This window comes from Actinocatenispora comari, assembly GCF_017312725.1.
GTDB classification, from domain to species: Bacteria; Actinomycetota; Actinomycetes; order Mycobacteriales; family Micromonosporaceae; genus Actinocatenispora; species Actinocatenispora comari.
Map to the genome: position 1 here is coordinate 1 of NZ_BOPO01000047.1, position 20,761 is coordinate 20,761.

The window sequence follows — 20,761 nt, forward strand, 5'->3', positions numbered from 1 at the left end:
CTCCGCGATCGACGGATACTCCCGGCTGGCCTACACCGAGGCGCTACCCGACGAGAAAGGCGCCACCGCCGTGGCGTTCCTCGCCCGAGCGCGGGTGTTTCTGGCCGCACACGGCATCAGCCGCATCAACCGGCTGGTCACCGACAACGGCGCCTGCTACCGATCGACCGCTTTCGCCCGCGCCGTGGCAGACCTCGGCCGCCACCAACGAATCCGGCCGTTCACACCCCGCCACAACGGCAAAGTCGAACGCTACAACCGCATCCTGGCCGACGAACTGCTCTACGCCCACACCTGGACCTCAGAACACGCCCGCACCAGCGCCCTGACCAGCTGGAACATCCACTACAACTACCACCGACCCCACACCGCCATCGGCAACCAACCACCCGCCACCCGACTCCACACCACCGTCACCAACGTCCAGACCGCGAACAGCTAGCAGGTCTGGCGGCGGGGCTGGCAATGCCTGTGTCGAGGTGGGTACTGGCGCTGGGTCGGTGTTGGTACGGGACACGAAGGACCGGGACGGTGGGACGTTGAGCGTGTCGCCGCGGGCGTTCCGGGCGTTCGTGACCGAGGTCAAGGCGCGGTACTGACGCCCCGAGGCCCGGCCGCACCCGGCTCGGTAGGGTGACGCGGTGCGTCTGTTGATTGCGGTTTGTCAGGTCGACTACATCGGGCGGTTGACCGCCCACCTGCCGATGGCGCCGCGGCTGATCCTGGTCAAGGCGGACGGTTCGGTGTCGGTGCACGCCGACGACCGGGCGTACAAGCCGCTCAACTGGATGAGCCCGCCGTGCCGGCTGACCGAGGAACCCGGCCTGTGGCGGGTCATCAACAAGGCCGGTGAGGAGCTGCGCATCACCATCGACGAGGTGTTGCACGACTCCGAGCACGCCCTCGGCAAGGATCCCGGGCTGCAGAAGGACGGCGTCGAGGCGCACCTGCAGGAGCTGCTGGCCGAGCACCCGGACACCTTCGGCGCCGGCTTCACCCTGGTACGGCGGGAGTACCCGACGGCGATCGGCCCGGTCGACCTGATGTGCCGGGACGCGTCCGGTGCGTCGGTGGCGGTGGAGATCAAGCGGCGCGGCGAGATCGACGGCGTCGAGCAGCTCACCCGCTACCTGGAACTGCTCAACCGCGACCCGCTGCTCGCCCCGGTCGCCGGCATCTTCGCCGCGCAGGAGATCAAGCCGCAGGCCAAGGTGCTCGCCACCGACCGCGGCATCCGGTGCGTCACCGTCGACTACCACAAGCTCCGCGGCATCGGCTCCGACGAGCTCACCCTCTTCTGACCGCCGGAGCGAAGAGCCGGTTGAGGTGGGTGTCGAGCGCCGCGACGAGCAGCGCCGCCCGGCGCTCGGCCGGTAGCGCCAGGGACTGGACGACGAGGCCGTCGACCACCGCCAGCAACAGCGCGGCCTCCAGGTCGGGATCGCGGTCGACAGGCAGCTCGCCGCTGGTCTGCGCCTCGCGCAGCAGCTCGGCGAAGCCGGTACGCAGGTCGGCGTCCAGGACGGCGTTGCTCGGCCCGAGGGTCGGCGAGGTGGCGGCGGCCGCGGTGAACGCCAGCCACACCCGCGCGGCGCGTTCCCGTTCCTCGTCGAGCGGCAGCCACACGTGCAGCAGGCCCCGCAGTACCTCCCGGGTCGGGCCGTTGGTGTCGACCTGCTCGGCGCGGGCCACCACGTCCGCGCTGACGTGCTCGAACGCCGCCGCCAGCAGCTCGTCCTTGCTGCGGAAGTAGTACTGCACCTGGGCCAGCGACACGCCCGCGGCGGTGGCGACGGTACGCATGCTCAGCGCGGCGAACCCGTCCTCGGCGATCACCCGCAGGGCGGCATCCAGCACGTGCGCGCCGCGCCGCGGTGGCGCGGTGTCCATCTACCGGCGGCCGTCGCCGTGCCGGGTCGACCGGCTGGCCAGCGCCAGCCCGGAGACCACCACCTCCAGTCCACCCAGGACCAGCAGCACCAGGCCGACCTTGCTCAGGGTGACGACCGGGGTCTCGACGCCCTCGGTGGTCAACCAGAGCACCAGCCCGACCAGTGCCATCGCCACGCCCACCATCACCGACGTCACGTGCTGTCGCATCGTCTCGCCTCCCGCCCCCCATACGTTCGTACAGGTCGATCGTACAGGGCGGTGTCGCCACGCAGCCGGGGTCGGGGTGCTGAGCGCCCCGGCCGCGGCGCAGAGCCGGGTTGCCGGGGTGGCTCATGATCTGGCTGTGGCGATGGCATCCGAGCAGCAGCGGTCCGGCCGGCGCAGCGCCGATCTCGTCGTGGTGCGCCGCCGCGACCTGCGACGCCGGTGGCGCACGCCGGGCCTGGTCGCCGGCGACCCGACCGCACAGTGGAATGCGCCGGGCCCGGTGTCCGGGGCGGTACCGGGGAGCACGCCGGGGTTCGTCCCGGGCCGGCCCGCGGCGTGGCGGCCACCGGGACGCGCGACCGGCGACGGCGTGCCGGCGTGGGGGTCGGACGGCACGGCCGACGCGCGGCGGCTGGTGCGGGGCGCGGCCGGCACCCTGGGCGTGGATCTGCGCGGCAGGTCCGGCGCGTCCGGTCGAACGGTGCCGCGCGTGCGTCGCGGTGCGGTGCACGGTGCGGCGGGGGATCCGCGGTACCCGTCGCCGCGGGAGCTGCGCAAGGTGCTGTCGTTCGGGCTGGATCTGGTGCTGCACCTGGCGATCGGGGTGGGTGTCGCGGCGGCGTTGCTCCGGCTCGGGCAGCCGGCCGTGGTCGGCGCGGTGGCCGGGATCGCCGGGTTCGTGGTCGCCTCGGCAGTGCACCGGATCGTGGTGCAGCGGTTGACCTCCGCGACGCTGGGCAAGGCGATCACCGGGCTGCGGATCATCCGGGACGACACCGGAGGCCCGGCGACGACCGGGCTGCTGGTCATGCAGTGGCTGTTCGGCGTGCTCCTGATCGTGGCCGGCCTGTTCAGCTGAGAACTCGCTGCCGGAGGCTGGGCCGGCATCGCAGACCCGTGGCCGGCGTGTTCGGCCGAGACGCGACCGCGCACGCGGCCGGCTGCTCCCGTCCGGCCCGAGGCCGCGACAGCGGGGTCAGGGGCGGACGAGGCCGTCGATGAGGCGGTCCAGGGTGCGGTCGAAGACCTCGTCGGCGTCGGTCGGCTCGGCCGGGGTCGACATCGCCCGGGCCAGGTGCGGGTAGTCGCCGCTGGCGAGCACGCTGGCGAGGTAGCTGGCCTGGTCGGCACGCCAGCGTTCGATGAAGTCGCCGCCGTCGGTGCCGGCGCCGGCCGTCTCGGCGTAGGTGTACGCGAAGCCGTTGAGCAGCGGCACGATCTCCATCCCGGCCGCCGGTGTCACCCCGGCACGCTCCAGTATAGACAGTGCGAAGTCCAGGTACCGCAAGCCGTTCGGGCCCAGTGACGGCAACCGGCGCAGCGCCGCGGACAGCCACGGGTGCCGCTTCGCGGTCCGGTACTGGCTGCGCACGGTGGCGCGCAGGTCGGCCCGCCAGTCGTCGGTCGGCTCCGGCAGCGCCAGCTCGCCGGCCACCTCGTCGATCATCAGGTCGTACAGCTGGTGCTTGCCCGGCACGTAGTTGTACAGCGACATGGTGCCGGCGCCGATCCGGCCGGCGATGCGGCGCATCGACACCGCGTCCAGCCCGTCGGCGTCGGCGATGGCGACGGCGGCGCGGGAGATGTCGCGGCGGGTGTGGGTGGGCCGCGGGCCGCGCGCGCCGCGCTCGGGCCGCAGCCAGATCACCGCCGGCTGCTCGGACGACACGGTGCTCACCACCCCCTCGGGCGACAGCCTAGGAGACCCGCGATAGCTGCGTACAGAGTACGTAGTATTCTGGGATCAGAAACAACGTACGACGTACCCAGTGGAGGCGGCATGAACGACGACGCCACCGTCGTGGCCCGCGGGCTGCGCAAGCGCTACGGCGACACCGAGGCGCTGCGCGGGCTCGACCTGCGCGTACCGGCGGGGACGGTGACCGGCCTGCTCGGCGTCAACGGCGCCGGCAAGACCACCGCGGTCAAGATCCTCACCACCCTGACCAGGCCGGACGCCGGCGAGGCGACGATCGCCGGGTACGACGTGGTGCGCGCACCCGAGCAGGTGCGCCGGCGGATCGGACTCACCGGTCAGCACGCCGCGGTCGACGACAAGCTCACCGGCCGGGAGAACCTCGCCATCTTCGGCCGGCTGTACCGGCTGAGCGGCCGCGCCGCGCGCACCCGCGCCGACGAGCTGCTCGCCGAACTCGATCTCGCCGATGCCGCCGACCGGGTGGTCTCCGGCTGGTCCGGCGGGATGCGGCGGCGCCTCGACCTCGCCGCCAGCCTGATCGTGCGGCCACCCGTGCTGTTCCTCGACGAGCCCACCACCGGGCTGGATCCGCGCAGCCGCAACGCCATCTGGGCCCGCGTCACCGACCTCGTCGCCGCCGGCACCACCGTGCTGCTGACCACGCAGTACCTGGAGGAGGCCGACCGGCTCGCGGACCGCGTCGTCGTGCTCGCCGCCGGGCGCGCTCTCGCCGAGGACACCCCGGAGGCGCTCAAGCACGGGCTCGGCAGCACCGTCGAGGTGGTCGCCGCGGCGGCCTCCGCGCTGCCCGCCGCGGCCCGGGTGCTGGCCGGGCTGACCGGCGCCGAACCGGACGTCGAGCCGGACACGCTGCGCCTCACCGCCCGCGCCGGCGCGCCGCTCGGGCTGCCCGCCGTCGTGCGCGAGCTCGACGCCGCCGGCGTGCCGGTGGTGGACGCGAGCGTGCACAAGCCGACCCTCGACGACGTCTTCCTGCACCTCACCGCCGCGGAAGGGAGCCTCGCATGAGCCGGCTCAGCGGTACGAGCACGCACCCGCCCGCCCTCGAAGGGAGCCTCGCATGAGCCAGCTCAGCGGTACCGACAGCGGGCCTGCCCGGGTGACCTGGGCGCTGCGCGACGGGCTGACCATCGTCCGGCGCAACGTGCTCTACCTGCGGCACGCGCCCGGCCTGGTGATCCTGATGGTCGCCGCGCCGATCGTGCTCACCCTGCTGTTCGGGTACGTGTTCGGCAGCGCCATCCAGCTGCCCGGCGGCGGTGACTACCGGGAGTACCTGGTGCCGGGGCTGTTCGCGATGGTCGCCGCGAACGGCGTGATCGGCGCCGCGTCGGTGGTCGCCACCGACGCCGGCCGCGGCGTGATGGACCGGTTCCGGTCGCTGCCCGCCTCCCGCCTCGCCGTACCGTTCGGGCACGCCGGCGCCGACTCCCTCGGCGGCGCGATCGGGTTCGCCGGCATGGCGGTGTGCGGCCTCGCCGTCGGCTGGCGAATCCGCGGTGGGGTGCTCGACGCGGTCGCCGGCTTCGCCCTGCTGCTGCTCTTCCGGTACGCGGTCAGCTGGGTCGGCGTGCTCCTCGGCCTGTCGGTACGCAACGAGGAGGCCGCCGGGCAGCTGTCGATGCTGGTGATGCCGATCGGCATGCTCGCCAACACGTTCGTCCCCACCGACGGGATGCCGGCCTGGCTGCGGGTGGTCGCCGACTGGAACCCGGTGAGCGCGGTCGCCGCGGCCAGCCGGGAACTGTTCGGCAACCCGACCGGGACCGCGCACGGCGCCTGGCCGATGGAGCACCCGGTCCTCGCCACGCTCGGCTGGTCGGCCCTGCTGCTCGCGGTGTTCGTCCCGCTCTCGGTCCGCCGCTACCGCACCGCCCGCTGAGCCGAGCCGGCCCGCCGCGGCCGGTGCCCGATGTCCGGGGCCGGTCGTGGCGGTGCCGGCGGTCGCAGGTCAGCCGCGGCCGTGCAGGAAGCGGACGAGCTTGGGGATCAGCGCGTCGGTGCGCGGGCCGCGGCGGAACGACATGATCGGCATCGGGGTGCGGAACCGGCGGCGCGCGATCGCCTTCGGCCGGGCGAACTCGCGCAGCCCGTCGGCGCCGTGGATGCGGCCGAAACCGGAGTCGCCGACGCCGCCGAACGGCAGCGCCGGCAGCCCGACGAAGCTCATCCCGCCGTTGATCGAGGTCATCCCGGACCGCAACCGGGTCGCCACGTCCATCCCGGAACGGCGGGAGAACACCGCCGAACCCAGCCCGTACGGGGTGGCGTTGGCGCGGCGGACCGCCTCGTCCAGGTCCGGTACCCGGGTGACGGTCAGGGTCGGCCCGAACGTCTCCTCGCGCACCGCGGCCGAATCCTCCGGCACGTCGAGCAGGATCGTGGGACGCACGTACGGCGGGTCGACGGCGTCGTTGCCGCCGAGCACGGCGGTGCCGCCCCGTTCGAGCGCGTCCGCGATGTGCCGGCGGATGATGTCGAGCTGGCCGGGCATGGTGATCGGACCGAGGTCCGCCTCGTCGTCCGAGCCGACCCGCAGCCGCTTCGCCCTCGCCACCAGCTTGTCGACGAACGCGTCCGCGACCGACTCGTGCACGTACACGCGCTCGATGCCGATGCAGGTCTGGCCGGCGTTGCTCATCCCGGCCCAGCAGGCGGCGTCGGCCGCGTCGTCGAGGTCGGCGTCGGCCGCGACGATCATCGCGTCCTTGCCGCCGCACTCGACCAGCACCGGGGTCAGCGTCTCGCTGCAGGCCGCCATGACCCTCTTGCCGGTACGGGTGGAGCCGGTGAACGCGAGCTTGTCCACGCCGGACGCGCACAGCGCCGCACCGGTGTCGCCGAGCCCGTGCACCACCTGGAACACCGGCTCGTCGCCGACCACCTCGGCGAACGAGTCGACCAGCCACTGCCCGACCGCCGGGGTGTACTCGCTGGGCTTGAACACCACCGCGTTGCCGGCCGCGAGGGCGTAGGCGATCGAGCCCATCGGGGTGAAGACCGGGTAGTTCCACGGGCCGATCACGCCGATCACGCCGAACGGCTGGTAGGTCACCAGGGCGCTCTGGTCGGGCAGCAGGATGCTGCCGCCGACCCGGCGCGGGCCGAGCACCCGGCGGGCGTGCCGGGCCGCCCAGGCGACGTGGTCGATCGCCGCGGTGATCTCGATGACCGCGTCGGCGACCGGCTTGCCGCCCTCGTCGTGCACCACCCTGGCCAGCTCCGGCATCCGCCGGGCCAGCGCCGCACGCCACCGGCCGAGCCGCTCCGCCCGGCCGCCGAAACCCAGCCCGGCCCACCAGCGGGCCGCCTCACCGGCCCGCCGCACCGCGGCCCGGACGTCGGCGTCGTCGGCCACCGGGAACTCGCCGACCAGGGCACCGGTCGCCGGATGGGTGGACCGGAGCCGCCCGCCCACCACCACCGGCAGCCCCGGTGTCTCGGTCTCCGCTGACTTGTGCACCTCGGCGGTCATGCGGCGAGTGTAGGCCGAAACCGTACCGGGCGGTAACCGCCGTTCGGGCCGATCGCCCACCGGTGGCGGCAGCGCCGATCACCCGCCGGGGGCGGCGGTGGAGACCTGTCCGGGCTCAGGCGCCGAGGGCCAGCTGGAAGGCCGCGAGCACGTCGTGGCACAGCGCCGGCGGCGGGGCGGCGCAGATGCGCCGGGTGTCCGCGTGCGCGCTGCGGATCGACCCGCCGCGCCGGACGAGCCGCAGGTAGCCCGCCGGGCTGCGGACCACCGCGTCGCCGCAGCCGACCGGTACCGGAGCGGCCTCGGTCGCCGGGCCGCTCGCGGTGCCGGCGGCGAGCTGGACGAGGCCCCGCACGTACCGGGAGTCGTGCAGGGCGCCGCGGTAGGCGACCAGCAGCGCGGTGTCGAAGTACTCCGGGCCGAACCTGTCCTGCCAGTCGGGGTCGAGCTCGACGTCGACCACCCGGTCGTCGGCGCCGAGCGTGACCCGGATCGTGCCGGACGGGTCCGCGCAGCGAAAGTACGACGGCGGCCGCTCGCCGAACGCGCGTACCTCGGCGATGGCCCAGGCTCGCAGGTCGCGCCGGGCACCGTCGCGCCGTGCGCGCGCCCGGACGTTGTTCACGGCCATGCTCCTGGTCCTCCTGCTGCGCTCGGCGCCGGTCCGCTGAACGGTACTCAGCGTCGGCAACCGGACGGGGGGGACGAGCAGGCAGTGTTCGGTCGAGCATGTGGTATCGCCGACACCACGGTCGACCGAGCTGCCCGGCCCGCCGGTGATGAGCACGGCCGGCCCAGGTCGGTGCGGACCGGCCGCGGCGGGGCGGCCCGGGGCCGTCGGCGGGCGCGGTCAGCGGGGGAGCGGGTCCGGGCCCGCGGTGAGGGCGGCGCGGGCGGCGGCGAGCTGGGCGGTGAGCGGGAGCATCCCGTCGACCACCGCGTCCGCGTGCGCCGACGACGGGGCGACGTATCGCTCGAACCGTTCCCGCCCGTGGCCGAGGTAGCGGCGGGCGAAGTCGGCGAGGGCGGGCGGGTCCGGCTCGGCGCCCTGCCGCAGCATCTTGCGGGCCAGCCGGACGTCGGCCGGGACGTCGAGCCACAGCCGGAGGTCGCAGCGCTCCCGCAGCGCCGGCAGCGCCAGGACGAGGTGGCCCTCGACGACGGCGCCGCCGGTCGCGGCCAGGTCCCGCAGCACCGCCGGCACGTCGACGTTGTCCGGGTCGTTGCGGTCCGGTATCCGCCGCCCGTCGACCACGACCCGCCGGGGCCGCGCGCGAAGGTACCCGTCCAGCGACAGCACCGGCAGGCCGAGCGCGCCGGCCAGCGCCACCGCCAGCGTCGTCTTGCCGGCTCCGGGTCCGCCGGCGAGGCCGACGATCATGCCGGGACGAGCCGCCGTGCGCGCAGCCGGTCGTAGTACGGGCGGTGGTGCGCGGCGAACTCGGCGAGCAGCGGCGTGTCGTGCACCGTGTGCGGATAGCGCGTGGCGGTCGCCGACAGGCCGGTGGAGGCGGCGACGTCGGCGTGCCATTGCGCGGTACGCCGCCACTCGGTGCGCTCGCCGGCACGCCAGTGCAGTGCCTCGGGCCGGAAGCCCAGTCCGACCGCGGCGCAGTACGCGGCCATCGTCGCGTCCGGGTGGGCGGCGAGATCGGCCGCGTCGACCACCGCCGGCGGGGTGTCGGCGTGCGCGGCGGCCGCGTCGTACAGCTCGGCCAGGTGTTCGAGCCCGAGGTCGGCGCGGCACATGTCCGGGTCGATCGCGTAGAACGACGCGGCGATCTCGGCCGGGTCGCGGATCAGGAACGTGTGCCGCACCTCGGCGAGGAAACGCTCGTCGGCGAGCACCGCCGGGTACCGGTTGTCGGTGGTGTCCTTGAAGAACACCCGGTCGGTGGCCGACGCCGCCCGCAGCGCGGCGATCAGCTCGGCGTGGTCGCGTACCGGTCCGGCCGGGCCGTCGGTCTCGCCGTGGTCGGCGACGTTGCAGAACGGCTCGTGCAGCGCGAGCAGGTCGCCGCGTTCCACCATGGCCCGGAAGAACGCGGTCGACCGGGACCGCGGCGCGCTCCACAACGCGATGATCATGGCGCCTGTCTACCGAACCGCGGCCCGGCCCGCAACGCGGTACCGGCCGGGGTCAGCTCAGGTGGTCGGCGACGATGCGGCGGGCGACGGTGGCGGGGGAGGGCAGCTCGCCGCGCTCGGCCAGGCCGCGGTACCGGGCCTGGTCGGGGAACCAGACGTCGTCGCTGGTGCGGATCAGCGCCTGCATCTCGGTGTCCATCACGCCCGGGTTGACGCTCGCCACCCGCACCCGGTCGTCGTCGGCGTACTGCTGGGCGAGCGCGGCGAAGAACATCTCGCCGCCGGCCTTGGTCGCGCAGTAGGTGGCCCAGCCGTCGACGACCCGGTGCGCCGCGCCGGACGAGACGAACAGCACGGTGGTCGGGCGGTCGCCGGCGGCGGCCAGTACCGCGCCGGTCAGCAGCATCGGGGCGAGCAGGTTGACGTGCACGCTCGCCGCGGTACGGGCCGGGTCCAGGGTGCCGATCGCGCCGATCGGCTCCACCGACCCGGCGTTGTGGATCAGCACCACCGGCTCGTCGGTGGGCCCGGCGGACAGGAAGCCGGGCAGCTCCGGCAGTTCCCCGTCGGGCCGGGACAGGTCCGCCGGGCAGAGCCGGACCCGGGCCGGATCGGCGGCCCGCTGCTGCGCGGTGAAGCCCCGGCCGATGGCGAACAGCCGGTCACCCCGCGCGTACAGCTCGTCGAACAGTGCCCGGCCCAGCCCGCGGGACACCCCGGTCAGTACGGTGGCGGTCATGGTCGGTGCCTTCCCTCGGGCCTGGTACGACCAGCCGATGCTACGAAACGGCGGCCGGCAGCGTGGCCGGGACGCCGCGAACACAGGAGGTCATGGGTGGCTGACGAGATCCGTACCGTCGGGGTGGTCGGGCTGGGCACGATGGGTGCCGGCATCGCCGAGGTGTTCGCCCGCAGCGGGCTGCCGGTGACCGCGCTGGAGATCGACGACGCGGCGCTGTCCCGCGGCCGCGACACCCTGCGCGCCTCCACCGACCGGGCGGTACGCAAGGGCAAGCTCACCGCCGAGCAGGCGGCGCAGATCCTGGACCGGATCACGTTCACCACCGACTACGCCGCGATGTCCGGTGCCGACCTGGTCGTCGAGGCGGCGCCGGAGCGGATGGCGATCAAGCGCGCCGTGTTCACCGAACTGGACCGGGTCTGCCCGGCACACGCGATCCTCGCCACCAACACCAGTTCGCTGTCGGTGACCGAGATCGCGCACCAGACCACCCGGCCGCACCGGGTGGTCGGGATGCACTTCTTCAACCCGGCGCCGGTGATGAAGCTGGTCGAGGTGATCTCCACCGTCGTCGCCGACCGGGACGCCGCCGACACCGTGGTGGCGCTGTGCCGGCGGCTGGGCAAGACCCCGGTCGCGGTGGGCGACCGGCCCGGCTTCGTCGCCAACTACCTGCTGCTCGGCTACCTCAACCAGGCGGCCTGGATGGTCTCCGACGGCTACGTCTCGCCCGCCGACCTGGACACCGCGATGCACGACGGCGCCGGCCTGCCGATGGGCCCGCTGACCCTGATGGACCTGATCGGCCTCGACACCATCGTGGAGATCCTCGACGTGATCCACACGTACGGCGGGGGCAGCCGGCGGCACGCCTGCGCGCCGCTGCTGCGCCAGCTCGTCGCCGCCGGCCGGTACGGGCGCAAGTCCGGGCACGGCTTCTTCCCGTACCCGAAGGCCGGCTCGGGAGCGCTCGCCGACGCCGACCCCGCCGCCGAGCCGTCTGCCACCGTACCCGGAACCGTTGCGGTACTGGGTGATCCGGCCGCCGCCGCGGCGCTGGCCGGGGCCGGCGTCACGGTCCGCGAACTGTCCGATGTGGACAAGTCCGCGCTGGCCGGGGTGGACCTGGTCGTGGTCGGTGCCGGCGCGGACGCGGCGACGTACGCGGCGCTCGGCGCGGCGACCGACGCGGTCCTCGCGATCGACTCGGCCACCGAACCGCTCGCCGCCGCCGGTGCCGCGAGCGGCCAGCCCGGGGCCGTCGTCGGCCTGCACCTGGTCGGCGAGCTCGTCGAGATCGCCCGTACGGTCGGCACCGACGACGCGGCGGTCGCGGCGGCGCGCGGGCTGGCCGAGGCGCTCGGGCGGCGCGCGATCGTGGTCGACGAGCGGGCCGGGTTGGTGGTCGAGGCGCTGCTGGTGCCCTACCTCAACGACGCGATCGGCATGCTCGCCAGCGGCTACGCCGACGCCGACGGCATCGACCACGCCATGACGCTGGGCTGCGGGTACCCGGAGGGGCCGATCGCCGCGGTCGACCGGCTCGGCCCGGCCGCGGTGCTCGCCGCCGCGCGGGCGCTGCACGCGGAGTCCGGTGAGCCGAGCCGCGCGCCGTCCCCGCTGCTCGCGCAGCTGGTCGCCGCCGGCCGTGGCGCCCGCGGCTGACCCTGCCGGTACGCCACGATGGCAGCCGCCCGCCCGGCCGGGGCCGGGCGGGCGGCTGCCGCGGCGCGGGTGCCCGCACCGGGTGAGCGCCGTCCTATGCTGGTGGGCATGCCGGAGGGTGCCGAGGCCGAGGGGCCTTCGATGGATGACGTGGCGGGCTCGATCGCGGCCCGCAAGGCGCTGGGGCCGGACGCCGAGGAGGCGGTCATCCGGGCGTTCCTGGAGCGCACCGGGCAGGAGATCGACCGCCGGGTGGACGAGCGGCTTGCCCGCACCCGGCCCGAGCCCCCCATGCCGGCTCCGGCACCGGCACCCCACCCGCCGCAGCGGCAGCCCAGCGGCGTCGACCACACGCCGTTCGTGCTGGCGATCATCTCGATCGGCGCGGGCATCCCGCTGACCGGCATCGCCACCCAGCTGCAGGGCCCCACCCTGCTGGGCATCGTGATCATCTGGGCCGGCCTGGTCCTGATCAACGTCGTCTACGGCATGCGCCGTCGCTAGGCGACTCGGGGCATGCGCTGCCGCTGGGCGGCCTGGGGCATGCGCCGCCGCTGGGCGACCCGGCGCGCCCGCCGCAGCACGCCGTCCGGTAGAGCACGTCGCGGTCGGGTCGGCCGTCACCGCCGGTCGGATCCGGCGCCGTCACCCGGCGCGGATGGCTCGGGGAGCCGGACCGTCCGGCCGGGCAGCGGCTCTCGCGCGGGTCAGGCGCGCAACAGGCGCAGCGACGGCGGGACCAGCGGGGCTTCCACCCACCGAGCGTCGAACGTGCCGGCGGTGACGTCGGCGGTCACCGACAACCGGTGCGGCGCCTCCAGGAACAGCGCGTCGACGGTCAGGTGCGTCCGGTCGGTCCAGCCGCCGCTGACCGCCACCGGGACCGGCTCGTCGGCGATGCTCCACCGGCCCGGTGCGAGCGACAGCCGCAGCTCGGTGTCGTGCTCGCACAGGACGATCTGCTCGTCGCGTACCGCCACGGCGGTCAACGGCGTCGCGCCCGGGGTGGCGGGCGTCAGCGACCAGCTGCCGGAACGCGGGGAGCCGGCCGGCAGCGGCGGCAGCGCGAGCCGGCCGAGCCGTTCGGCGAGGGCGGCGTCGTCGGCGGCCGTGCCCCGCCGGCCGAAGGCCGGCAACAGGTGCCGCCACGCGGCGTCCAGCACCGCCTGCATCTCGACCGTCGCCCCGGTGTACGCCACGGCCGCGTCCTGCTCCGGCAGCACCAGGCAGAACTGCCCGAAGGCGCCGTCGCCGCGGTACCCGTGCCGGGACATCCAGAACTGGAACCCGTAGCCCTCGCTCCAGTCCGGGTGCGCGTCGTCGGTGCGGACCTGTGGCCGGGTCGCCTCCGCGACCCAGTCCTCGGACAGGATCCGGTGGCCCTGCCAGATGCCGCCCCGCAGATACAGCTCGCCGAGCGTGGCGATCGCCTCGGTGGTGGTGAACAGGCCGATGAAACCGAGGTCGTGCCCCGATCCGTGCTGCTGCCAGGTCGCGGTGCCGATCCCGAGCGGGTCGAACAGCCGGGGGCGCAGGTAGCCGGTGAGCGTCGTGCCGGTGAGCCGCTGCAGGATCACCCCGAGCGTGTACGTGGCCGGCTGGTTGTAGGCGAAGACGGTGCCGGGTTCGCGATCGGGCGGAAGCCGAAGAAACCCGCGCACCGGGTCGGCGGGATCGGCTTCGAACACCTCCTGCCAGGTGTCCCGGGTGTGCCCGCTGCTCATCGACGCCAGGTGCCGCACGCGGATCGCTCCGGTCCCCGCGGCGGCCAGCTCGCGGTACTCGGGGAAGAAGTCGACGACCCGGTCGTCGAGCCGCAGCAGGCCCTCGTCCAGCGCCAGGCCCAGGGCGGTGGAGGTGAAGCTCTTGCTCAGCGAGTAGAGCATGTGCGGCCGGTCGGAGCGGTACGGCGACCACCAGCCGGCGGCCACCCGGTGTCCGTGCCGCAGCACCACGAGGCTGTGCGGCTCGATCCCCGGGGCCTCCTCCACGGCATCGAGGAACGCGGCGATGCCGCGGGAGTCGACGCCCTGATCGGCCGGTGCGGACGTGGGCAGCGAGTCGCTCATACGACGGGCAACGTCTCGTCTGGGCGGATGATTCCGTCGGCGCCCGCCACCACCGCAGACAGCGCGGACGTCGCGCGGCCGCAGGCGCCTGGCGATGGCCGGTTCGGCTGAGCAAATACGCTTGACAGCGTGAGTCCGCGACGCAACCGACGCCAGCAGGCGGTGACGCCGGTCGATACCGACCGGTCCCGGCACGGGGTCGACACCCTGGAGCACTGGCCGGACGGGCAGTGGCGGGTGCGCGCGGTCACCGGCAGCAGCGGCAAGACGTACCGCTGCCCGGGCTGTGACCAGGAGATCCGCCCCGGCGCCGGCCATCTGGTCTGCTGGCCGGAGGGCCGGATCGACGACCGGCGGCACTGGCACCCCGCCTGCTGGCGGGCCCGGCTGCGCCGCGGCCCGGTGATCCAGCGCTCCCGCAACGCCCCCCGCTACGGCTGACCGGCCGGCGCAGTCCCGCCCCGCTCCTGGCCCGCGGCCGACCCGACGCGGCCGGGCGCCGCTGGCTCGATCCGGGAGTTTCCGGCGGCGGGGACAACAAATCGGGGCCGAGTTGCGTGGGTAGGGGGAGACAGGCCACCACCCATCAGGAGGCTCGATTGCCGGCCGACTTCGAGGAGTTCGTCGCGCAGCGGCTGCCGGCGCTGCTGCGCTTCGGCACCGTACTGTGCGGCGACCCGGGTACCGCCGAGGACGTCGTCCAGGAGGTACTGATCCGGGCACACCTCAAGTGGCGCCGGATCTCCCGGTACGACCGGCCCGAGCAGTACGTGCGTCGGATGGTCGTCAACGAGTACGTCTCGTTGCGCCGCCGGCTGTGGCGCTGGGTGCCCGCCGCCACGGTCGAGCCGGCCGAGCCGGTACCCGACCCGGCCACCCACCACGCCGAGCGGGCCGCGCTGGACGCCCACCTGGCGCTGCTGCCGCCCCGCCAGCGGGCGGTGTTGGTGCTGCGGTTCTACGTCGGGATGCCGGACGGCGAGATCGCCGAGGTGCTCGGCTGCCGCCCGGCGACCGTCCGTGGCCACGTCTCGCGGGCGCTCGCCACGCTCCGCGCCCGGATGAGCGATGCCCGACCCGTCCCCGCGCCGCGGCCACGGGCCGACTCACCCCTGGAGGGAACATGATCACCGCCGACCGGGTCCGAGACGCGCTGCGGGCCCAGGAAGCCCGGACCCCGGACGCGCCCGGTCTGCTCGGCCGGGTACTCGCCGAGTCCAGCCGCCGGCGCCACCGCCGGCGCACCGTCGGCGCGGTCACGGCGGTGACAGCGTTGGTCCTCGCCGGCGGGGTGGCCAGCGGCGTCACCCGGCACCCGGCCGCGCCCGGGCCGGCAACGGATCGACCGGGCCCCCCGGTGGCCACCGCGAGCGGCGCGCCGGACCCGTCGGTACCCGCCCCGCCGCGGGCGACGGGAGCGACCACCGCGCAGGACGATCCGACCGTACTGGGTGCCGACCTCGGGCTGGTCCACCTCGGCCTGGGCCGGATGCCGGCCCCGGTGCAGACCGTGACCTGGACCGTCGAACCGGGCCGGGAGTCGGCGACGGTCGATCTGCTGGACGCCGGCCGGACCGACGCGGTGCGGGTGCTGGCGGCCCGGACCGAGGCGGTACTGGCGCGCGACGTGCGGGGCGCCGGTGGCGCCGGCCACACCACCGTGCGGGGCCGGCCCGCCGCCTGGTACCAGCGGGCCGAGCGCGCGGACGGCGACGGCCCGGCGACGTACCTGCGCTGGCAGCCACGACCGGGAGTCTGGATGCAGGTGGCCGGTTCCGGCCGGGCCCGGCTGGCGGCGGTGGCCGCGGCGGTGCGCCTCGACGCGGTCCACCGCTGCCCGTACCCGAGCCGGATCACCTGGCGCCCGGCCGGCAGCACCGGCGTGCGGTGCGCGCTGGAGATCGTCCGGGACGCCGCCGTACCGGGTGGGCTGAGCTACTGGCCGACGTACGCGATCGGTGCGGGGGGCCAGAACGGCACGATCGTCGTGTCCATCGGACCGGCGGGATCCGCCACCGGCCCGACCGCCGCGCCGAGCGGCGCCGTGCGGGTCGGCGCGGCCGTCGGCTCGTTCGCCACCGGCTACCGCGGCTCGGCCCGGCTGTGGTCGCTCGACCTGCGGTATCCGCGGACCGGGCGGCACGTGTCGATCGAGACCGTCGGCGGCAGCTACCGCGACGACGACCTGTTGCGGGTCGCCCGCGGGCTGCGGGGCGTCGAGACGGCACCGGACGATCCGTCCGGGTGGCCGGCCGACCCGCTGCGCTGACGCGCGCCTGGCGATCGGGTACGACTGCCGCCGCGCCGAGGGTGCGTGCCAGACTGGGGGATCGTGAGTGCTGTGATCCGGGCCAATTCGATCCTGCCGGCCACCCGGACCGACATCGAGCTGACCACCGCCGACGGGGTGACGCTGGTCGGTGAGCTCGCCACCCCGGTCGACCGGCCGCCGGTGGCGACGCTGATCTGCCTGCACCCGCTGCCCACCCACGGCGGCATGATGGACTCGCACCTGTACCGCAAGGCGGCGTGGCGGCTGCCGGCGCTGGCCGGCGTCGCGGTGTTGCGGTTCAACACCCGCGGCACCGGCAGCCTGCGCGGCACCTCCGGCGGCACGTTCGACAACGGCGTGGCGGAGCGGTACGACGTGGCCGCCGCGATCGAGTACGCCGAGTTCCACGACCTGCCGGAACTGTGGTTGGTGGGCTGGTCGTTCGGCACCGATCTGGCCCTGATGTACGGCTGCGACCCGGCGGTGCGCGGGCTGATCCTGCTGTCCCCGCCGCTGCGGTACGCGAAGCCCGAGCACCTGGCCAGCTGGGCCGCGTCCGGCCGGCCGGTGACCGCCCTGGTGCCGGAGTTCGACGACTACCTGCGGCCGGCCGAGGCGAGGCGGCGGTTCGCCGCGATCCCGCAGGCCGAGGTGGTCGGCGTGCCCGGCGGCAAGCACCTGTGGGTGGGTCACTCGGAGCTGATCCTGGACGAGATCGTGCGCCGGGTCGCGCCCGAGTCCGCGCCGCTGCCGCGCTCCTTCGACGGTCCGATGGAGTTCGGCGACGCCTCCGCGTACGCGAACCGCACGGTCGCCGCGTTCGCCGGCAAGCCGCTGCCCGGCCCGGCCGCCGGCGAGGCTCCGGGCGGCGAGTGACACCGCAGGTGAGGCGGTACGGGCCGGCCGGCCGCGGCCGCCGCCGGTGCCGGCCGCCGGAGCCCGACCGCCCGGCCGCGCCGCCCTGCGCTGCGCGAACCGGACCGGTACCGGCAGGATAGGACGATGCGGATCGGACATACCGAGGCCGGCCACGGCGTACCGCTCGTCCTGCTGCACGCGTTTCCCCTGAACGCGGCCATGTGGGCGGCGCAGCGCGACGGGCTGGCCGCCCACGCCCGAGTCATCACCCCCGACCAGCGCGGCTTCGGCGACAGTCCCGAGCTGGGCCGGGTCGAGCCGGATCTGGACGTGGCGGCCGACGACCTGCGCGACCTGCTCGACGCGCTGTCGCTCGACACGGTGGTGCTCGGCGGCATCTCGATGGGCGGCTACGTCGCGCTGGCGTTCCTGCGCCGGCACCCGGAGCGGCTGGCCGGGCTGCTGCTCGCCGACACGAAGGCGACCGCGGACACCGACGAGGCGGCCGCGAACCGGCGGCGCATCGCCGACACGGTCGAACGGGCCGGCTCCAGCGAGTCGCTGCGCCGCGAGGTGGTGCCGAACCTGATCGGCTCGACCACCCGCTGGCAGCGCCCCGACGTGTACGAACGGGTCGCCGCCACCGCGGTCGCGGCGCCGCCGGCGGCGGTGGCCTGGGCCGAGCGGGCGATGGCGGTACGCCGCGACGCCACCGACCTGCTCGCCGGCGTGCGGGTGCCGACGCTGGTGGTGGTCGGCGAGGACGACGCGCTGGCCGCCCCGGCCGAGGCGGCCCGGATGGCGGACGCGATCCCGGGGGCCCGGCTGCGCCGGATCCCCGGCGCCGGCCACCTCACCCCGGTCGAGGCGCCCGAACGGTTCAACACCGGCGTCCGCGCCCTCCTCGCCCGCATCGGCTGACCACCCGCGACACAAGCCGACCACCCGCGCCACCGGTCTACTGTGGACGGTTGGGGGCGATCAGGTCGCGGTACCAGTGGTACGAGGACTTCGGGGTGCGGCGCTGGTTCGCGTAGTCGACGTGCACCAGCCCGAACCGCTGGCCGTAGCCGGCGGCCCACTCGAAGTTGTCCAGCAGCGACCAGACGAAGTAGCCGCGCACGTCGACCCCGGCGTCCCGGGCCGCGGCGAGCGCCGCCACGTGCCCGGTCAGGTACTCGACCCGCTCCGGGTCGGCGACCGTGCCGTCGGCGGCCGGCGCGTCCGGGTAGCTCGCACCGTTCTCGGTGACGTACAGCGGGGGCAGCCGGTTGCCGTAGCGCCGGGTCAGGTCGCCGAGCAGGTCGCTCAGCCCGCGGGGGACCGACGGCCAGCCGAACCCGGTGCGCGGCACCGAGGCGTCGAACGGCGCGAACCCGAACGGCAGCGGCGGCAGCGAGTCGGTCAGCTCCGGCGGCAGCTCCGCGGCGAGCGCACCCGGCGCGCAGATCCGGGTCGGCTGGTAGTAGTTGACGCCGTAGAAGTCCAGTGGCGCCGCGATCGCGGCGAGCGCCTCGGTGTCGGCGGCCAGCTCGTCCAGCGACTCGAAGCCGGCCGGCGCGGTCGGGTAGCGCCCGAGCAGCACCGGATCGGCGAACAGCCGGTTGTGCAGCAGGTCGTACGCGGCGGCCGCGGCGAGGTCGGCCTGGCCCGGCGCGGTCCCCGGCGTGGCGCCGGCCGGCACCACCGGGGTGTGGTTGTTCGCGATGCCGATCCGGCCGGTCACCCCGGCGGCGCGCAGGGCGGCGACGGCGAGACCGTGGCCGTACAGCTGATGGTGTGCGGTGGGCAGCGCGTCGAGCAGCAGCTGCCGGCCCGGTGCGTGCACACCGACGCCATAGCCGAGCATCGTCATCATCGCCGGCTCGTTCAGCGTCACCCAGTACGCCACCCGGTCGCCGAGCCGCTCGGCCACCAGTGCGGCGTAGTCGGCGAACCGGTGCGCGGTGTCCCGGGAGGTCCACCCGCCCGCGTCCTCGACCGGCTGCGGGGTGTCCCAGTGGTACAGGGTGAGCATCGGGGCGATGCCGTGCGCGGCCAGCTCGTCGACCAGCCGGTCGTAGAAGCCCAGCCCGGCGGCGTTGGCCGGGCCGCGGCCGGCCGGCTGCACCCGCGGCCAGGCCACCGAGAACCGGTACGCCCCGACGCCGAGGTCGGCCATCAGCGCCACGTCCTCGCGGTACCGGTGGTAGTGGTCGCAGGCGGTCTCGCCGGTCTCGCCGTTCGCGATCCGGTTCGGCTCGGCGCAGAAGGTGTCCCAGATTGACCGGCCCCGGCCGTCGGCGTCCACCGCCCCCTCGATCTGGTAGGCGGAGGTGGACACGCCCCAGACGAAGTCGGTCGGAAACTGCACTGCCATGATCATCCTCCCCGGCTCGCCGACGTGAGAATTCCTCGCACTCTAGCGCCTGCGCCCGGCCCGCGCCGCACCTCGCTGCTCGACTGCCCGGCCAGCCGCCGGGCATGCCTCGGCGAGCGGACTACCGGGTCGGAGCGCCCGACCGCGTGACACGATGGGGCCGTCGGCGGAGCGAGGGATGTGGCGATGCGGGACAACGCGGACACGGCCGGCGCGGCGCCGCCGCGGACCACCGTGATGTGGACCCCGGACCTGCTCCGGTACGACTTCGGCGACCACCCGATGAACCCGGTCCGGGTCGAGCTGACCATGGCGCTGGCGCGTGATCTCGGCGTGCTGGACCGCCCCGGGGTACGCCTGGTCGAGCCCACCCCGGCCGACGACGCCACCCTGCGGCTGGTGCACACCGCCGACTACCTGGCCGCGGTACGGGCCGCGTCGGTCGACCCGGACGTCACCGGGCACGGCCTCAACACCGCCGACGACCCGGTGTTCCCGCAGATGCACGAGGCGAGCGCGCTGGTCGTGGGCGCCAGCGTGGCCGCCGCCCGGGCGGTCTGGTCCGGCGCCACCCGGCGCGCGGTCAACATCGCCGGCGGTCTGCACCACGCGATGCCCGACCACGCCAGCGGCTTCTGCGTGTACAACGACCCGGCGATCGCGATCCGCACCCTGCTGGACGCCGGCGCCGAATCCATCGCGTACGTGGACGTCGACGTGCACCACGGCGACGGCGTGCAGCAGGTGTTCTACGACGACCCGCGGGTACTGACGATCAGCCTGCACGAGAGCCCGTACGCGCTGTTCCCCGGCACCGGTTTCCCCACCGAGACCGGCGGCGACGCCGCCCCCGGCAGCGCGGTCAACGTCGCCCTGCCGCCCGGTACCGGCGACGCCGGCTGGCTGCGCGCCTTCCACGCCGTGGTGCCGGGCGCGGTCCGGGCGTTCAAGCCGCAGCTGCTCGTCACCCAGTGCGGCGCCGACGCGCACCGGGCCGACCCGCTGGCCGACCTGCGGCTGTCGGTGGACTGCCAGCGCACCGCCTACCTGGCGCTGGAGCAGCTGGCCGAGACGGTCTGCGGCGGCCGCTGGCTCGCGTTCGGCGGCGGCGGGTACGCGCTGGTCGAGGCGGTGCCGCGGGCCTGGACGCACCTGCTCGCGGTCCTCACCGGCGCGCCGATCGAGCCGGACACGCCGATCCCGGCGACCTGGCGCGCGCTCGCGCAGTCCCGCTGCCCGCAGGGACATCCGCCGGCGACGATGAGCGACTTCCCCGGCGCCGCGGCGGCGGCCGTACCGTACCGGCCGTGGGACCCGGGAGAACCGGCCGACGCGGTCGACCGGGCCGTCCTCGCCACCCGGCGCGCGGTGTTCCCGCTGCTCGGGCTCGACCCGTACGACCCGAGGGACTGA

General features: G+C 74.9%; 24 protein-coding genes. 14 read left to right on the plus strand and 10 right to left on the minus strand.

Annotation, left to right across the window (positions count from 1 at the left end; all coding sequences use genetic code 11):
• The 3 genes from NUM_RS13880 to nucS form a co-directional block, all read left to right on the plus strand.
• On the plus strand, window positions 1-442 hold a 442-nt coding region (locus NUM_RS13880), incomplete at its 5' end, for an integrase core domain-containing protein (protein WP_207124742.1).
• A gap of 37 nt (window positions 443-479) precedes the next feature.
• Complete coding sequence (locus tag NUM_RS13885; RefSeq protein WP_308440570.1) at window positions 480-599, plus strand: DUF397 domain-containing protein; 120 nt, start codon at window positions 480-482, stop codon at window positions 597-599.
• Between the two features lie 42 nt (window positions 600-641).
• The gene (gene nucS / locus NUM_RS13890) at window positions 642-1,301 is read left to right on the plus strand and encodes an endonuclease NucS (RefSeq protein ID WP_207125249.1); all 660 of its coding nucleotides are present in this window, start codon (window positions 642-644) and stop codon (window positions 1,299-1,301) included.
• Here nucS and NUM_RS13895 read toward each other — a convergent pair.
• Window positions 1,288-1,890 (minus strand): TetR/AcrR family transcriptional regulator, encoded by a 603-nt coding sequence (locus NUM_RS13895; protein ID WP_207125250.1) that lies wholly within the window; start codon window positions 1,888-1,890, stop codon window positions 1,288-1,290. The two genes, nucS and NUM_RS13895, sit on opposite strands and share 14 nt — an antisense overlap.
• A complete protein-coding gene (locus tag NUM_RS13900) occupies window positions 1,891-2,100 on the minus strand; it encodes a DUF5708 family protein (protein WP_207125251.1) in 210 nt (69 codons plus the stop codon).
• A 142-nt stretch (window positions 2,101-2,242) separates the two neighbouring features.
• Between NUM_RS13900 and NUM_RS13905 the strand changes: the two genes are divergently transcribed.
• Complete coding sequence (locus NUM_RS13905) at window positions 2,243-2,959, plus strand: RDD family protein (RefSeq protein ID WP_225918561.1); 717 nt, start codon at window positions 2,243-2,245, stop codon at window positions 2,957-2,959.
• Between the two features lie 117 nt (window positions 2,960-3,076).
• Here NUM_RS13905 and NUM_RS13910 read toward each other — a convergent pair whose 3' ends face one another.
• Entirely contained in the window at window positions 3,077-3,781 is a 705-nt protein-coding gene (locus NUM_RS13910) for a TetR/AcrR family transcriptional regulator (RefSeq protein WP_207125253.1), read from the minus strand.
• A 99-nt stretch (window positions 3,782-3,880) separates the two neighbouring features.
• Between NUM_RS13910 and NUM_RS13915 the strand changes: the two genes are divergently transcribed.
• Window positions 3,881-4,828 (plus strand): ATP-binding cassette domain-containing protein, encoded by a 948-nt coding sequence (locus tag NUM_RS13915; protein ID WP_207125254.1) that lies wholly within the window; start codon window positions 3,881-3,883, stop codon window positions 4,826-4,828.
• Window positions 4,829-4,880: 52 nt separating this feature from the next.
• The gene (locus tag NUM_RS13920; RefSeq protein WP_207125255.1) at window positions 4,881-5,702 is read left to right on the plus strand and encodes an ABC transporter permease; all 822 of its coding nucleotides are present in this window, start codon (window positions 4,881-4,883) and stop codon (window positions 5,700-5,702) included.
• Window positions 5,703-5,771: 69 nt separating this feature from the next.
• Here NUM_RS13920 and NUM_RS13925 read toward each other — a convergent pair whose 3' ends face one another.
• From NUM_RS13925 to NUM_RS13945, 5 genes are all read right to left on the minus strand, one after another.
• Window positions 5,772-7,295, minus strand: a complete 1,524-nt coding sequence (locus NUM_RS13925) for an aldehyde dehydrogenase family protein (protein WP_207125256.1) — start codon at window positions 7,293-7,295, stop codon at window positions 5,772-5,774.
• 115 nt (window positions 7,296-7,410) lie between these two features.
• Entirely contained in the window at window positions 7,411-7,926 is a 516-nt protein-coding gene (locus tag NUM_RS13930; protein WP_207125257.1) for a hypothetical protein, read from the minus strand.
• Window positions 7,927-8,145: 219 nt separating this feature from the next.
• Window positions 8,146-8,676: a uridine kinase family protein gene (locus NUM_RS13935; RefSeq protein WP_207125258.1), complete on the minus strand. Its 531-nt coding sequence runs from the start codon at window positions 8,674-8,676 to the stop codon at window positions 8,146-8,148.
• A complete protein-coding gene (locus tag NUM_RS13940) occupies window positions 8,673-9,383 on the minus strand; it encodes a sulfotransferase-like domain-containing protein (RefSeq protein ID WP_207125259.1) in 711 nt (236 codons plus the stop codon). The genes NUM_RS13935 and NUM_RS13940 overlap by 4 nt, the downstream gene beginning before the upstream one ends.
• Window positions 9,384-9,435: 52 nt before the next feature.
• Window positions 9,436-10,122, minus strand: a complete 687-nt coding sequence (locus NUM_RS13945) for an SDR family NAD(P)-dependent oxidoreductase (protein WP_207125260.1) — start codon at window positions 10,120-10,122, stop codon at window positions 9,436-9,438.
• A gap of 96 nt (window positions 10,123-10,218) precedes the next feature.
• Here NUM_RS13945 and NUM_RS13950 point away from each other — a divergent pair, with 96 nt between their 5' ends.
• On the plus strand, window positions 10,219-11,790 hold the full coding sequence (locus tag NUM_RS13950) for a 3-hydroxyacyl-CoA dehydrogenase (protein ID WP_207125261.1): 1,572 nt from the start codon (window positions 10,219-10,221) through the stop codon (window positions 11,788-11,790).
• Window positions 11,791-11,931: 141 nt separating this feature from the next.
• On the plus strand, window positions 11,932-12,294 hold the full coding sequence (locus tag NUM_RS13955) for a hypothetical protein (protein ID WP_207125262.1): 363 nt from the start codon (window positions 11,932-11,934) through the stop codon (window positions 12,292-12,294).
• A 203-nt stretch (window positions 12,295-12,497) separates the two neighbouring features.
• Here the strand turns inward: NUM_RS13955 and NUM_RS13960 are convergent, their stop codons facing one another.
• Window positions 12,498-13,859 carry a serine hydrolase domain-containing protein gene (locus NUM_RS13960; protein WP_207125263.1) on the minus strand — a complete coding sequence of 454 codons (1,362 nt, stop codon included), beginning with the start codon at window positions 13,857-13,859 and terminating at the stop codon, window positions 12,498-12,500.
• A gap of 129 nt (window positions 13,860-13,988) precedes the next feature.
• Here NUM_RS13960 and NUM_RS13965 point away from each other — a divergent pair, with 129 nt between their 5' ends.
• The 5 genes from NUM_RS13965 to NUM_RS13985 all read left to right on the plus strand — a co-directional run bounded on the left by NUM_RS13965 (window position 13,989) and on the right by NUM_RS13985 (window position 17,910).
• Window positions 13,989-14,300 carry a hypothetical protein gene (locus NUM_RS13965; RefSeq protein ID WP_207125264.1) on the plus strand — a complete coding sequence of 104 codons (312 nt, stop codon included), beginning with the start codon at window positions 13,989-13,991 and terminating at the stop codon, window positions 14,298-14,300.
• Between the two features lie 158 nt (window positions 14,301-14,458).
• Entirely contained in the window at window positions 14,459-14,986 is a 528-nt protein-coding gene (locus NUM_RS13970; protein WP_207125265.1) for a SigE family RNA polymerase sigma factor, read from the plus strand.
• Entirely contained in the window at window positions 14,983-16,128 is a 1,146-nt protein-coding gene (locus NUM_RS13975; protein WP_207125266.1) for a serine/threonine-protein kinase, read from the plus strand. The genes NUM_RS13970 and NUM_RS13975 overlap by 4 nt, the downstream gene beginning before the upstream one ends.
• A 63-nt stretch (window positions 16,129-16,191) precedes the next feature.
• Complete coding sequence (locus NUM_RS13980; RefSeq protein WP_207125267.1) at window positions 16,192-17,007, plus strand: alpha/beta hydrolase; 816 nt, start codon at window positions 16,192-16,194, stop codon at window positions 17,005-17,007.
• 126 nt (window positions 17,008-17,133) lie between these two features.
• Window positions 17,134-17,910 (plus strand): alpha/beta fold hydrolase, encoded by a 777-nt coding sequence (locus NUM_RS13985; RefSeq protein ID WP_207125268.1) that lies wholly within the window; start codon window positions 17,134-17,136, stop codon window positions 17,908-17,910.
• Between the two features lie 37 nt (window positions 17,911-17,947).
• Here NUM_RS13985 and NUM_RS13990 read toward each other — a convergent pair whose 3' ends face one another.
• Window positions 17,948-19,348, minus strand: coding sequence for a GH1 family beta-glucosidase (locus tag NUM_RS13990; protein WP_225918554.1), 1,401 nt, complete (start codon window positions 19,346-19,348; stop codon window positions 17,948-17,950).
• Window positions 19,349-19,534: 186 nt separating this feature from the next.
• On the opposite strand from NUM_RS13990, the gene NUM_RS13995 reads away from it, so the two are divergent.
• The gene (locus NUM_RS13995) at window positions 19,535-20,761 is read left to right on the plus strand and encodes an acetoin utilization protein AcuC (RefSeq protein ID WP_207125270.1); all 1,227 of its coding nucleotides are present in this window, start codon (window positions 19,535-19,537) and stop codon (window positions 20,759-20,761) included.

Bases quoted from the DNA above. Each gene is read 5' to 3' on its own strand.
- NUM_RS13955 (WP_207125262.1), top strand. From the start codon at position 11,932: ATGGATGACGTGGCGGGCTCGATCGCGGCCCGCAAGGCGCTGGGGCCG.
- NUM_RS13975 (WP_207125266.1), top strand. From the start codon at position 14,983: ATGATCACCGCCGACCGGGTCCGAGACGCGCTGCGGGCCCAGGAAGCC.
- NUM_RS13920 (WP_207125255.1), top strand. From the start codon at position 4,881: ATGAGCCAGCTCAGCGGTACCGACAGCGGGCCTGCCCGGGTGACCTGG.
- NUM_RS13945 (WP_207125260.1), bottom strand. From the start codon at position 10,122: ATGACCGCCACCGTACTGACCGGGGTGTCCCGCGGGCTGGGCCGGGCA.
- NUM_RS13935 (WP_207125258.1), bottom strand. From the start codon at position 8,676: ATGATCGTCGGCCTCGCCGGCGGACCCGGAGCCGGCAAGACGACGCTG.
- NUM_RS13905 (WP_225918561.1), top strand. From the start codon at position 2,243: ATGGCATCCGAGCAGCAGCGGTCCGGCCGGCGCAGCGCCGATCTCGTC.
- NUM_RS13940 (WP_207125259.1), bottom strand. From the start codon at position 9,383: ATGATCATCGCGTTGTGGAGCGCGCCGCGGTCCCGGTCGACCGCGTTC.
- NUM_RS13895 (WP_207125250.1), bottom strand. From the start codon at position 1,890: ATGGACACCGCGCCACCGCGGCGCGGCGCGCACGTGCTGGATGCCGCC.
- NUM_RS13985 (WP_207125268.1), top strand. From the start codon at position 17,134: ATGCGGATCGGACATACCGAGGCCGGCCACGGCGTACCGCTCGTCCTG.
- NUM_RS13925 (WP_207125256.1), bottom strand. From the start codon at position 7,295: ATGACCGCCGAGGTGCACAAGTCAGCGGAGACCGAGACACCGGGGCTG.
- NUM_RS13900 (WP_207125251.1), bottom strand. From the start codon at position 2,100: ATGCGACAGCACGTGACGTCGGTGATGGTGGGCGTGGCGATGGCACTG.
- NUM_RS13995 (WP_207125270.1), top strand. From the start codon at position 19,535: ATGCGGGACAACGCGGACACGGCCGGCGCGGCGCCGCCGCGGACCACC.
- NUM_RS13960 (WP_207125263.1), bottom strand. From the start codon at position 13,859: ATGAGCGACTCGCTGCCCACGTCCGCACCGGCCGATCAGGGCGTCGAC.
- NUM_RS13915 (WP_207125254.1), top strand. From the start codon at position 3,881: ATGAACGACGACGCCACCGTCGTGGCCCGCGGGCTGCGCAAGCGCTAC.
- NUM_RS13930 (WP_207125257.1), bottom strand. From the start codon at position 7,926: ATGGCCGTGAACAACGTCCGGGCGCGCGCACGGCGCGACGGTGCCCGG.
- NUM_RS13990 (WP_225918554.1), bottom strand. From the start codon at position 19,348: ATGGCAGTGCAGTTTCCGACCGACTTCGTCTGGGGCGTGTCCACCTCC.